The following is a 13,421-nucleotide window of genomic DNA, read 5'->3' on the forward strand; positions in this document are numbered from 1 at the left end:
GGTTGGTGGGGGTTAATCGGTGTAATTAGCCTCCTCCTCCCTCCCTTTCTAAGGGGGGCTAGGGGGGATTGGGGGAGGTTGGTGGGGGTTAATCGGTGTAATTAGCCTCCTCCTCCCTCCCTTTCTAAGGGAGGTGCCGTTGGCGGAGGGATGGGGAGGTTGGTGGGGGTCAACCCAAACAAGCGGCTAAATCTTCATCGGGTGTTGTAATCGGTTGGAGGTTGTATTTCTCCGATAACAAATTCAACACATTGGGAGAGAGAAACGCGGGTAAAGTTGGGCCTAAGCGAATATCTTTAATCCCCAAATACAACAGCGTTAATAACACCGCAACGGCTTTTTGTTCATACCAAGATAGTATCATCGATAAGGGCAATTCATTCACATCCATCTCAAACGCTTGGGCGAGTCCTAACGCAATTTGAATGGCAGAATAGGCATCATTACACTGCCCGACATCCATCAATCTCGGTAGATTTCCAATCTCTCCTAACTGTTTATCAAAGAAGCGGAATTTACCACAAGCTAGGGTTAAAACGATGCAATCTTTGGGAACTTTTTCCACAAATTCCGTGTAATAATTGCGATCCGGTTTTGCCCCATCACAACCGCCAACCAGGAAGAAATGACGAATTTTGCCTTCTTTTACAGCCGCAATCACTTGATCGGCTACATTTAAAACACTATTGCGGGCAAATCCGACTGTTACTTGACGGGGTTCTTTTTCTTCAGTAAATCCCGGTAACGCGAGGGCTTTTTGAATGGCGGGAGTATAATTCGGGGTGTTGTCTTCTATATGGGGTAAATAGTTAATCCCCGGATAACCCACTGGCCCAATGGTAAACAGTTTATCTTCGTAGGTTTCTTGAGTGGGCATTAAACAGTTGGTGGTGATAATAATCGCCCCTGGAAACTTCGCAAAATCTTTGGTTTGATTCTGCCAAGCCGTGCCATAATGCCCGTATAAATGGGGATATTTTTGCTTTAAAAGCGGATAACCATGTGCGGGTAATAATTCCCCGTGAGTGTAAACATTAATCCCGGTATTTTCGGTTTGTTTGAGAAGGGCTGCGAGTTGTTTAATATCATGTCCTGACACTAATATCGCTTTACCCAATTTCGGGTTTAACGGGACAACCGTTGGTGTAGGATGACCATAGGTTTGAGTATGACCCGCATCTAACAATTCCATTGCCAGATAGTTAATTTCTCCGACTTTTAACGCCAAATTCACCCAATCTTCTAAACTGAGGTTTGTTTGGTCTAAAGCGGCTAACGCTTCATAACAAAATTGGTAAATGCGGTCATCTTCTTGACCCAATTCTTGGGCGTGGAAACTATAAGAGGCTAACCCTTTCACCCCATAAAGAACCGTCAGTTTCAGCGAGAAAATATCAACATCACTTTTTGACTGAGTGATAAATTTTAAGCCAATATCTTGACCTTGTTGTGCCAAACTTTCGGTGAAGTCGGGTTGATAACAACTGATCTCAGACCATTCAACAGAAGTTAGATGTTTTGCGACTTCTGCTTTGAGTTTTTCACGCAATTGAATGGCTTGTTGAATGGCTTCCCAGAAGCGTTTTTTATTAAAGTTAACGTTGGTCATTGTGGAAAACAACGACTCGCAGGTAAACACATCAACTTCGTGAGTTGAGATGCCTAATTCCTTCGCTTTTAACGCAACCGGGGCAATGCCTCGTAAGCAATAAACGAGTAAATCTTGTACAGCGTTTACTTCGGGACTTTTGCCACAAGCGCCCCACTGATGGCAACCTTGTCCGCTTGCGGTTTGTTCACATTGTTCACAAAACATGGCTAATTCTTTTTGAAACTTCAACGGATTAACTAAACCAAAACCTTCTGATTGGAAACCTCTTGAGAAACCAACAATTCGGTGTATTCCGATTCAAAATAATGCAAGGTACTGACAATGGGATTCGGTGCCGTTTGTCCTAACCCACATAAACTTGTAGCTTTCACCATGCTACACAATTCTTTGAGTTTTTCTAAGTCGGCTGCGGTGGCTTGTTTTTTGATCAGTTTGGTTAAAAGCTGATACATCTGCACGGTTCCGGCGCGACAAGGAATACATTTTCCACAACTTTCTTCGCGGCAGAAATCCATGTAAAATTGCGCCACTTGAATCATGCTAGTGCCTTGATCCATCACCACCATACCGCCCGAACCCATCATTGAACCTAACTTTGTTAAAGATTCGTAATCAACGGGGGTATCCAACAAATGAACCGGAATACAACCGCCTGACGGCCCTCCTGTTTGTACGGCTTTGACTTCTCCATCAGGAACCCCACCGCCCATTTCTTCAACAATTTCTCGCAGGGTGATTCCCATTGGAACTTCAATTAATCCCGTATTTCTTATTTTACCAGTTAAAGAGAATATTTTGGTGCCTTTGCTTTTTTCTGTGCCAATACTGCCGAACCAATCTGCGCCTTTACGAATAATTGGGGCAATATTAGCGAAGGTTTCGACGTTGTTAATTAAAGTCGGTTTTTCCCATAACCCTGAAACAGCCGGATAGGGAGGGCGGGGACGGGGTACTCCTCGATTTCCATCAATCGACGCAATTAAAGCGGTTTCTTCCCCACAAACAAAGGCACCCGCACCCACGCGAATATCTACGCTAAAATCAACAGGCGCACCGAAAATTTGCGTGCCTAAAATGCCTTGTCGTTTGGCTTGTTGGATGGCTTTTTGTAGACGAGAAATGGCGAGGGGATATTCTGCCCGAACATAAATATAGCCTTGATTGGCGCCAACTGCATAGCCTGCGATCGCCATGCCTTCTAGGATTCGATGGGGATCACTTTCAAGGACACTGCGATCCATAAAAGCGCCCGGATCACCTTCATCTGCATTACAAATGACATACTTTTGTCCGGGAGGCATTTTCGCAACCGTTGCCCATTTTAAACCCGTTGGATAACCGGCACCCCCTCGCCCTCTTAAACCCGATTTTGTGATTTCTGCAACCACGTCTTCCGGGGTCATTTCATAGATAGCATGATGCAGGCTTTGATAACCGCCCACTGCTAAATATTCGCCAATTTTTTCGGGGTCAATTTTGCCGCTATGTTCACGAACGACTAACAGTTGACGACTGAAAAAGGGATGTTTCGGATCGCCCGGAGTGGCTTGAACTTCGCCTCCATTTAATCCGTCAATAATAGAAGCCGCAACTTCCGGTTTAACCACTTCATATTGTAATCCTTGGGGTTCGATTTCAACAATCGGGCCTTTGCCACAAAATCCCATGCAGCCGACGCCAACCACTTCTATTTTATCTTGGAGTCCAGCCGTTTTAACGGCTTGTTCCATTTCTTTTTTAACGGCTAAAGAATTCGCCGCTTGACATCCGGTAGACGTGCAACAATGAACGCGAATACTTTTCAAAGATTGACGTTCTTTTTCGGCGAGTTCTAGTAATTCATTTAATTCCATAGTGTTCTCTTCTATCAAATGTAACTTGGGTGTAACTTGAGAAACCCAACAGGTTTTATTGCAAGTTCAGAAGGTAATGCTGGATTTAATTTGGGTTTGAGTTGTCAGGTTTTGATCCCCCCTTCCCCCCTTAAAAAGGGGGGTGGCGTAGCCGGGGGGATTCCCTATTTCCTGTCCCCTGTCCCAATTCCCCTGTAACCTATTCCGCTTGCCATTGTTTAATTTTTTCAACAGAAGATTCTGCGGTTTGTTGAGGTGCCATTTTGCCATCGTAGACAACCACAGGCGCAATCCCACAAGCCCCAACGCAACGGGCTGTTACCAGGGAAACTAAACCGTCTGGGGTGGTTTCTCCCGAATGAATGCCCGTCTGTTCTTCCAGGGCTGCTAACACTTTATCCCCCCCTCTAACATAACAGGCTGTCCCCAAACAGATGACGCAATTATGACGTCCTGCGGGTTTGAGGGAAAACAAATGGTAAAAGGTCGCGACGCCGTAGACTTTACTCAGAGGCAATTTAAGGTTACGGGCAACGTACATTAAAACGTCATCTTCGAGATACCCAAAGGCTTCTTGGGCTTTGTGTAGCACTTCGATCAGGGCATCTTGACGATATTGGCTGCGTTTCATGGTGACATCCAACACCTTAAACCGCTTATCGCCACTGGGATGGGCAGATGAATCTTGGGTTTGCCCCGATGCCGGGGCGGTTGTTGATTGCATAGTTCTTTGGGTGACAATTTCAGTTACTTTTCGGTGTCGAATACCATTGTTTCTTTAACAACACCGTTGAAGGGACTTTCACGATAACGAACGGATTTAAACTTGTTCAAAACAACACTATGGTTGTTTATGTAAATTTGTTAACCAACCTCTAGTTAGGGTTCAATTTCTAATTGTAAGTATATCGGAATGATTCGTCTGCAATTGTTAAATTAATTCTAAAATTTAGGAGAGCTACTCTGTTAAGAATTGCTGCTGAATTGACATCTAACCCCCAATCGATTATGCCGAGTGGTAAAATCAGCGTTTATTTACAAAAAGGTTGGGCTGTTTATTGAGAAATCTTCTGAAAAACTCCCCAAATCAAATCCTTGGCTGAATTTCTCTCGGGGAAAAAAGCAACAGAAAATCACAAAGCGTTAAAAAACATTAAGAGCCGATCCCTTTTGATGGAATCTATTAGAAGATCAATATAGAGGAGACAGGTTGAGATTGTCCCCGTTAAGACTGAAACTCTTCTCACCAGCAAGCTCAAAGAAGGACAATGGGGGGAGGTGTAACATTCAGGCGTTCCAGCCCAGATAGGAGAACAAAAACAGGCTAGAAACGCTATCGAGAATCAACGGCGTGAATCCTAACACCAAACCAAACTCTAAATTCTTAACCTTTTATTAAAGAATTCACGACCGTTTATGCTTTAATTGAGGAACTCAACACAACACAGCAATAATTGCCGTGACCCGTAAAATTTTATGGAAGTTTCTGCACGTTTAATAACAGAAATGAATTGCCCTTACCCCCTATACTCAAGGGTATGGATGAGTAGAGTCGCATCAAACTGAGCTATTTCATCTGTCATTAATCTGCCGATAACCGCAGCAACATTTAGAGGAAATTTCAATGAACACAAAAACCTATGCAACCCTCGACGGAAACGAAGCCGTCGCCCGTGTTGCTTATCGTCTCAGCGAAGTGATCGCCATTTACCCCATTACTCCTTCCTCACCGATGGGAGAATGGGCGGATGCTTGGATGTCTGAAGCCCAACCCAACCTCTGGGGAAGCATTCCGTCAGTCATGGAAATGCAAAGCGAAGGGGGGGCAGCAGGGGCGGTTCATGGGGCGTTACAAGCGGGTTCTCTCACCACCACCTTCACGGCATCTCAGGGATTATTGCTGATGATCCCCAATATGTATAAAATCGCTGGAGAACTGACAAGCTGTGTGATCCACGTTGCAGCACGTAGTCTAGCCGCCCAAGGACTCTCCATTTTTGGCGATCATAGCGACGTCATGGCAGCCCGTGCCACCGGGTTTGCGATGTTGTGTTCCGCCTCTGTCCAAGAAGCCCAAGATTTTGCGTTAATTGCCCAAGCCGCTACTTTAGAGTCTCGCATTCCCTTCGTCCACTTCTTCGACGGCTTCCGCACCTCCCACGAAGTCCAAAAAATCGAAAGCATTGATAATACAGTGTTGCGGGCTGTTATTGATGATAAATACGTCTACGAACATCGCGCCCGGGCTTTAACCCCTGATGCGCCTGTATTGCGAGGAACCGCCCAAAACCCCGACATCTACTTCCAAGCCCGAGAAACGGTTAATTCCTTCTACACCGCTTGTCCGGCTATGGTTCAAAACGCGATGGACAAAGTAGGAGAACTCACCGGACGCTATTATAAACTGTTTGAATATCATGGCGCTCCTGATGCTGAACGAATAATAATTCTCATGGGTTCCGGTTGTGAAACCGTTCACGAAACCGTTGACGCCCTAACAGCCCAAGGCGAAAAAGTTGGGGTGTTAAAAGTGCGGTTATATCGCCCTTGGGATAACCAAAGTTTCGTCGAAGCCATCCCTAAAACCGTTAAAACGATTGCCGTTTTAGATCGCACCAAAGAACCCGGCGCAGGCGGTGAACCCCTTTATTTAGATGTTGTTACCGCTTTCATGGAAGCTTGGGACGGACAACTTCCGAAACTGATTGGCGGACGGTATGGTTTATCTTCTAAAGAGTTTACCCCAGCCATGATTAAAGGGGTGTTTGATCACCTCTCTCAAGACAAGCTTAAAAATCATTTTACGATTGGAATTAATGATGATTTAAGTTTAACCTCTCTGCCCTTTGATCCAGAATATTCGATAGAACCCAATAACGTAGTCCGGGCAATGTTTTATGGGTTGGGTTCTGATGGTACCGTTGGGGCCAACAAAAACTCGATTAAAATTATTGGGGATGATACCGACAACTACGCCCAAGGTTATTTTGTTTACGACTCGAAAAAATCTGGGGCGGTTACAGTGTCTCACCTGCGTTTCGGCCCGAACCCCATTCGTTCAACTTATTTGATTTCTCAAGCCAACTTTATTGGCTGTCATCAATGGACATTTGTCGAAAAATTAGACGTTCTCAAATGTGCCGCTAAAGGTTCAACGTTCCTGTTAAATAGTCCTTATAGCCGTGAGGAAGTTTGGGAGAAATTGCCCCTGGAAATTCAGGAGCAAATTATTCGCAAAGGGATAAAATTCTATGTGATTGATGCCGATACCGTTGCCCGTGACAGTGGCATGGGACGACGCATTAATACCATTATGCAAACCTGTTTCTTTGCCTTATCAGGGGTTTTACCGCGAGAAGAAGCGATCGCAAACATCAAAAAAACCATTGAAAAAACCTACGGCAAAAAAGGTGCGGAAATTGTTCGCATGAATATTCAAGCCGTAGAAAATACCTTAGCAAATCTGCACGAAGTTAACGTCACCGAAGTTAATAGCGATCTGCGTCGTTTACCCCCAATTCCTGTTAATGCACCGATATTTGTTCAAGAAGTCGAAGGGGCAATGATCGCCGGACAGGGAGATGAATTACCCGTGAGTGCCTTACCCTGTGATGGCACCTATCCAACCGGAACTGCGAAATGGGAAAAACGCAATCTTGCACAAGAAATTCCGGTTTGGGACCCGGATGTATGTGTGCAGTGTGGTAAGTGTATCATGGTTTGTCCTCATGCGGTGATTCGGGGTAAAGTTTATGAGGAAAAAGCGTTAGAAAATGCGCCGGAAAGCTTTAAGTTTACCAATATCAAAGATAAAGAATATTCCGGTCAAAAATTCACCATTCAAGTGGCCCCAGAAGATTGTACCGGATGCGGAATTTGTGTAGATATTTGTCCGGCGAAAAACAAATCAATGGCATCGCGGAAAGCGATTAATATGGAACCGCAACAACCCCTGCGGGAACAAGAACGAGAAAATTGGGATTTCTTCCTCAGTTTACCCAACCCAGATCGCCGTTTACTGCACCTAGATCGCATTCGTCAACAACAATGGCAAGAACCGTTATTTGAGTTTTCAGGGGCCTGTGCAGGCTGTGGAGAAACGCCTTATATTAAGCTAGCAACTCAGTTATTTGGCGATCGCATGGTGATTGCCAATGCCACAGGTTGTTCATCTATTTATGGCGGAAATTTACCCACCACGCCCTACACCACAAACGCTGAAGGACGGGGGCCTGCTTGGTCAAATAGTTTGTTTGAAGATAACGCCGAATTTGGTTTAGGGTTCCGTCTTTCCATTGACAAACACGCGGGTTTTGCCACCGAATTACTGCAAAAATTAGGCGGACTGGTAGGGGATAATTTAGTCTCGAAAATTATCAATAACCCGCAAAAATCAGAAGCCGATATTTGGGAACAACGGGAACTCGTCGCCCAAGTGAAACAATCTCTGCGAGGTGTTGATGATCCCGATGCTCAACAATTAGTCAGTGTTGCTGATTATTTAGTGAAAAAATCCGTTTGGATTTTTGGTGGGGATGGTTGGGCTTATGATATTGGGTATGGCGGTTTAGATCATGTGATTGCCACAGGTCGAAATGTCAATATTTTGGTGATGGATACCGAAGTTTATTCTAATACGGGAGGTCAATCTTCTAAGTCTACACCTCGCGCTGCGGTGGCAAAATTTTCCGCAGGCGGTAAACCCGCACCGAAGAAAGATTTAGGCTTAATTGCCATGACTTACGGTAATGTTTATGTGGCGAGTGTAGCGATGGGGGCGCGAGATGAACATACGTTAAAAGCCTTCTTAGAAGCCGAAGCCTATGAGGGGCCGTCATTAATTATTGCCTATTCTCATTGTATTGCTCATGGGATTAATATGACGACTGCCATGAACCATCAAAAAGACATTGTTGAAAGTGGTCGTTGGTTGTTGTATCGTTATCATCCAGAATTGGCAGAACAAGGCAAAAACCCCTTGCAACTTGATTCGCGATCGCCGAAGCAACCTGTAGAAACATCGATGTATAAAGAAAACCGCTTCAAGATGTTAACCAAGAGCAAACCTGTTGATGCGAAACGGTTAATGCAAGAAGCACAAAAAGATGTTGATACTCGTTGGGCAATGTATCAATATTTGGCAAATCGTTCACCGGAAACAAACGGTCATTCTACTCACGGCAGCAACGAAGAATAAATCCAAACCCCCGCCGGAATTAAACCAACTTCTGAAGCCTAACTCTTAATAAAACCCCCCTTTTTAAGGGGGGCTAGGGGGGATAAAACCCACCCTTTCAAAGGGGGGCTAGGGGGGATGAAACCTCCTAACTACGCCTAAAATTCCTAACTTTTGGAGAACAAAAACAATGGATATAACCACAACCTATTTAGGCTTAAATTTGCGATCGCCTCTGGTTCCTTCTGCGGCAGCACCCCTATCAGAAGACCTTGATAATATTAAACGCCTCGAAGATGCCGGGGCGGGTGCGGTGGTGTTGCATTCACTGTTTGAAGAACAATTACTCCGCGAAAAATTTGAACTTCATCACCATTTAGAATACGGTACCGAAAGTTTTGCAGAAGCGTTAACCTACTTTCCCGAACCCGATGAATTTCATGTTGGCCCTGAGTTATATTTAGACCATATTCAGCAAGCCAAACAAGCCGTTCAAATTCCGATTATTGCCAGTTTAAACGGTTTTTCTTCGGGGGGTTGGGTGGAATATGCAAAACTGATTCAAGACGCTGGAGCCGATGCGATTGAACTGAATATTTACTACGTTCCCACTGATTTTAACATGAGTGGAGCGCAAGTAGAGCAGAATTATATTGATACCTTGCGAGAAGTCAAAGCGGAAGTGAGTATTCCTGTAACAGTGAAATTAAGTCCGTTTTTTAGCAATCTCGCAAATATGGCAAAACAATTAGATGAAGCGGGGGCGGATGGGTTAGCTTTATTTAATCGTTTCTTGCAACCGGATATTAATCCTGAAGAATTAGAAGTTGAACCCGGTTCAATTTTAAGCCATGCTCAAGATTTGCGTTTACCGATGCGTTGGATAGCGATTTTATATGGTCGAATTAACGCAGATTTAGCCGCAACTAGCGGCGTTCAACGGGGTCGAGATGCGCTCAAATTGTTAATGTCTGGTGCAAAAGTGACTCATGTTTGTTCAGCGTTATTACGACATGGAATTCCCTATATTCAAGTGATGGAACAAGAAATGAAGCACTGGATGGAAGACCATGAATATGAGTCTGTTAAACAGATGCAAGGTTCGATGTCTCAACTGCATTGTGAAGATAAATCGGCCTATGAACGCGCTCAATACATGAAAGCCATTACTTCTTATCAACCCGAACGGAGTTTAATTTAGGATTAAGATTGTTTCCCTGGCTTTCTCAGCTAGGGAACAATTTTGATTGGGTTTTACTAAGTATGAAATCCCTTGAAAGTTACTTAAGTAAACGAATAAAACCCGCTTGTTCAAAATGTTGATCGGTTGTCAGTGCTTGCTGAATTTCTAGTTTTTGCATTACGATAAAAGAAGTGCAGTCAACCAGTGACCAAGCTTTATCCGATCTACTTTTGCAAAGTTCCCAAGCTGACGAATCCGTTAATTCATCAATATGAATAATCTCAACATAAGACGCATTTTTGATAGCATCAATAACCTCAAAGATACGAGGGCGAAATATTCTGAGAGGACTGTGTAATAATGCCACCAGTTCAGTGATAATATAATTTGTTGTAATTATACTTGTTTGCTGTTGAACAGCTAAACGAAAGTATTGCTCCGCTTGTAAATGATAAGATTGATTGTCAATAAATAGACTCGCCCAACCCGAGGTATCTACAAAGAGGTTATTCGACACCTTTCAACTCCTGATAGAAAGCGTTACCAAGATATTGATCGTGATTTTCTGCGAGATCGGAAACATCAACATGGAGAGAACCTATTAAACGCAATAGTGGATCATTTTCTTCGGGTTGGGTTAATTGAGATTGAGATAAGGTATCGATCTGTTGCGACAAGACTTGTAACACCACTTCTTCTAGTGATTGATTCAAACGTTCTGCTTGAACCATTAAAGCTTGCTCTAGCTCATCTGGAAGGGTAATTGTGAACGTTTTAGCCATAATAATAAATGATCTCAATTGTGCTGAAGTTATTCGGGTGTCAACTACAATTATATCAAATTATTTGATATCGATAACATTTTTTATAACAAATGATACCCGTTTACCCGAGATTCAGAATTTAGAATTATTAATTTTAGATCGGCTAATCACTTAAAACAATTAATAGATTCCGTAAATTGACTTAATTCAAATGTTCTAAAAAAGGGGTAATCATCCGGATTTTAACCCTTTTTATCTTTCTATCTTTAGACAGAGTAATTGAGTAAACCTTCTCGTTACAGTGGAAAACCCAGATGGGGTAAGGTTCTCTCCCCTTAGCAGTATTTCCTCCCACACTTCTATGCTTGTTGCTTAGAATGGAAAAAGTGCAAACGAGAGGTAGGTACATATGCTTAAATTCACGGATATCCGGATCGGAATTATCCGAACATTAGAAGCATTTAGCAGCCATTTACAAAGCCGACAAGCTAATCTCATGCGGTTTTTATCGGTTTCGTTGCTAACGTTCATTTTAACTGTCACCGGGATACCGACAGCGACAGCACAACTTCCGTTTATCCCCATCCCGACAGAAACTGCAACCGATAACGAAGTCCCCATTTTCAATGCGTTAAATAAACCCTTCAACTGCGCTAACCTCCAGTTGTGTAGTAATGTTTGGATGACTGGAAATTTCAAACCCATTCTGACCATTGCTTCACCTTCCGCCACTGTAGAACAACAAAATATCAGTTTACCTGTTGATTTGCGAGCCAGACAAATTCAGCGACAACTCAACCTCATTCAAGAAGAAGCCCTGCGTCGTGCTAGATCCAATCAATCTAATCCAGATATTTCATTAAATAAAAGTAACACTTCAGCGAAGAAGATTATCCTTGAACAAAGTCGAGAAACTCAAATTGGTAAAACCCTCACCTCTCCATCTGAGAGGAACGAGGAGAATCTTCACCCAGCTACCCCTGAAATTGAAGTTGCTCTAGAAAATAACATTCCTGTGATTTTTATACCTTCTCAAGAGGGATTTTTGAAACAAACGCTCTTGAGTGTGCAAGAATGGGATGTTATTCCCAATCAAGCTTTGTTAGTGCCGAGTGATATCAAACAGCAAGAACAAATTAGACAATGGCGTGAACAAATTTCTGAGAGTAATCCCAATCTATCCTACAGGAAGACAGAAGCATTTGTTTTAGCCAGAATTTGGCAAAATAAAATTCGGCAACAGTTAAGTAATTCCTTAAAAGAACAAGGAAGTATCCTCGAAAATCCTTTATTCTTTGTCAAGACTTTTTCGCCCACCTTCGCTGTTGTTTTGCTCCTGAGTTTTATCTTCTTTTGGCTGAAAAAACAAGTTAAAGCTAGACGCCGTAAACTTCAAAAAACATTAGAAAATCTAGAAAAATCAGTCGCCGTTGAACCCGATACGACATCTGAGGAGTTAGCTGCTAAAGCCGCCCAAGCAGAAGAAGCCATCAACGCAGCCAAAAATACCGATTCTCATCAGACCGACGAACAACCTGCACGTTCTTCTAAGTATCACAATAATAGCAGTGATTTAGCTGATATCCCCTTTGATTTAGTTGCTTCAGGAGTAGAGTCCCTTTGGCAGTATATTACTCAAAACTCTCTCAAACAACAAAGTTTTCTCAAGCAGCGAATTAACTTAATGCTGTTATTTGAAAACATTTCACTCTGGATACAAGTCATTATCTGGGGGGTGGGTATAGCAGTTATAATGTTCTTCTATGCTCCCACTCGAGTTTATGCCGGATTACTCGCGACTAGCCCCATTTGGATTGCTTTAATTTGGATTTTCTTCAGCATTGCTGACAAAGTTGTTGATTTCTTTATTGACTTCCTTCTCAGTCGTTGGGCGACAGAAGCACAACAAACTTCATCGACTCCTCAACGCTATACAATGCGGGTAAAAACCTATTCTGCTGCCCTGTCTCAAATGACTACTGTTATTGCTTATGGATTAGCAACGATTCTCTCTTTATCGGTGTTAGGTCTTTCAACACAAGGACTCGCCAGCGCTGGAATTATCACGCTGATTGCTACCTATATTTTTCAACCTCACATTACCAATATTATTCGCGGTTGTTTGATTCTTTTAACGGATCAATTTGCAGTGGGTGATGTGATTGTTGTTGGCAGTGTTGCAGGTTTTGTGGAAAAAATGAATCTCTACATGACTCATCTACGAGGTGATGAAGGGCGTTTAATTTCTATTCCCAATGGGAATATTGATATTGTTCAAAACCTCACCAAAGAATGGTCACGAGTTGACTTCAAAATTGAGATTGCTTACGATGCTGATGTCAAACACGCCTTAGAAGTGATTCATCAAGTTGCAGAAGAAATGCGTTGTGAACCGCAATGGCAGGATTTAATTCTAGAACCTGCTTCTATTTTAGGGGTAGATGGAATTACGCACAATGGGATTTTAATTCAAGTTTGGATTAAAACTCAACCCATTCAACAATGGGCGGTTGGACGAGAATTTCGCCTCAGAATTAAGTTAGCTTTTGATCGCGAAGGAATTGCCATTGGAATGCCTCAACGTCTTCTTTGGCATCACGAGGAAGAGAGTTCTCATAATGATGGTAATGGTCATCACTCCCAACTGCGAAGTTCCTCTAAAAATAACGACAATTAAAAGGCAGTTTACAGTGACCAGCTTTTACAGTTTACAGTTATCAGTTATGCAGTGACCAGCTTTTAAAGTTATCACTGTTCACTGTAAACTGGTCACTGTAAACTGGTCACTGGTCACTGGTCACTGGTCACTGATTACTGTTCCCTCTATTTTTTA

The 13,421-nt window shown here is 43.0% G+C and carries 8 protein-coding genes; 3 read left to right on the top strand and 5 right to left on the bottom strand.

Going from position 1 to position 13,421, the window contains the following annotated elements; genetic code table 11:
* Window positions 1-169: 169 nt before the first annotated feature.
* The 3 genes from hcp to hoxE all read right to left on the bottom strand — a co-directional run bounded on the left by hcp (window position 170) and on the right by hoxE (window position 4,189).
* A complete protein-coding gene (gene hcp / locus VB836_RS22755) occupies window positions 170-1,816 on the bottom strand; it encodes a hydroxylamine reductase (protein WP_323222910.1) in 1,647 nt (548 codons plus the stop codon).
* Window positions 1,817-1,848: 32 nt separating this feature from the next.
* Window positions 1,849-3,465, bottom strand: coding sequence for a NuoF family protein (locus VB836_RS22760; protein ID WP_323222793.1), 1,617 nt, complete (start codon window positions 3,463-3,465; stop codon window positions 1,849-1,851).
* A gap of 199 nt (window positions 3,466-3,664) precedes the next feature.
* Window positions 3,665-4,189 (bottom strand): bidirectional hydrogenase complex protein HoxE, encoded by a 525-nt coding sequence (gene hoxE, locus VB836_RS22765; protein WP_323222795.1) that lies wholly within the window; start codon window positions 4,187-4,189, stop codon window positions 3,665-3,667.
* 900 nt (window positions 4,190-5,089) lie between these two features.
* On the opposite strand from hoxE, the gene nifJ reads away from it, so the two are divergent.
* Both nifJ and VB836_RS22775 read left to right on the top strand, forming a co-directional pair.
* Complete coding sequence (nifJ, locus tag VB836_RS22770) at window positions 5,090-8,662, top strand: pyruvate:ferredoxin (flavodoxin) oxidoreductase (protein ID WP_323222798.1); 3,573 nt, start codon at window positions 5,090-5,092, stop codon at window positions 8,660-8,662.
* Between the two features lie 169 nt (window positions 8,663-8,831).
* Window positions 8,832-9,842, top strand: coding sequence for a dihydroorotate dehydrogenase-like protein (locus tag VB836_RS22775; RefSeq protein WP_323222800.1), 1,011 nt, complete (start codon window positions 8,832-8,834; stop codon window positions 9,840-9,842).
* Between the two features lie 79 nt (window positions 9,843-9,921).
* On the opposite strand, the gene VB836_RS22780 is transcribed toward VB836_RS22775, so the two are convergent.
* Both VB836_RS22780 and VB836_RS22785 read right to left on the bottom strand, forming a co-directional pair.
* Window positions 9,922-10,341 (bottom strand): type II toxin-antitoxin system VapC family toxin, encoded by a 420-nt coding sequence (locus tag VB836_RS22780; protein WP_323222802.1) that lies wholly within the window; start codon window positions 10,339-10,341, stop codon window positions 9,922-9,924.
* A complete protein-coding gene (locus VB836_RS22785) occupies window positions 10,331-10,606 on the bottom strand; it encodes a hypothetical protein (protein ID WP_323222805.1) in 276 nt (91 codons plus the stop codon). The genes VB836_RS22780 and VB836_RS22785 overlap by 11 nt, the downstream gene beginning before the upstream one ends.
* 391 nt (window positions 10,607-10,997) lie before the next feature.
* On the opposite strand from VB836_RS22785, the gene VB836_RS22790 reads away from it, so the two are divergent.
* Window positions 10,998-13,265 (top strand): mechanosensitive ion channel family protein, encoded by a 2,268-nt coding sequence (locus VB836_RS22790; protein WP_323222807.1) that lies wholly within the window; start codon window positions 10,998-11,000, stop codon window positions 13,263-13,265.
* The last annotated feature ends 156 nt before the right edge of the window (window positions 13,266-13,421 follow it).

Source organism: Limnoraphis robusta BA-68 BA1 (assembly GCF_034932365.1).
In the GTDB taxonomy this organism is placed as follows: domain Bacteria; phylum Cyanobacteriota; class Cyanobacteriia; order Cyanobacteriales; family Microcoleaceae; genus Capilliphycus; species Capilliphycus robustus.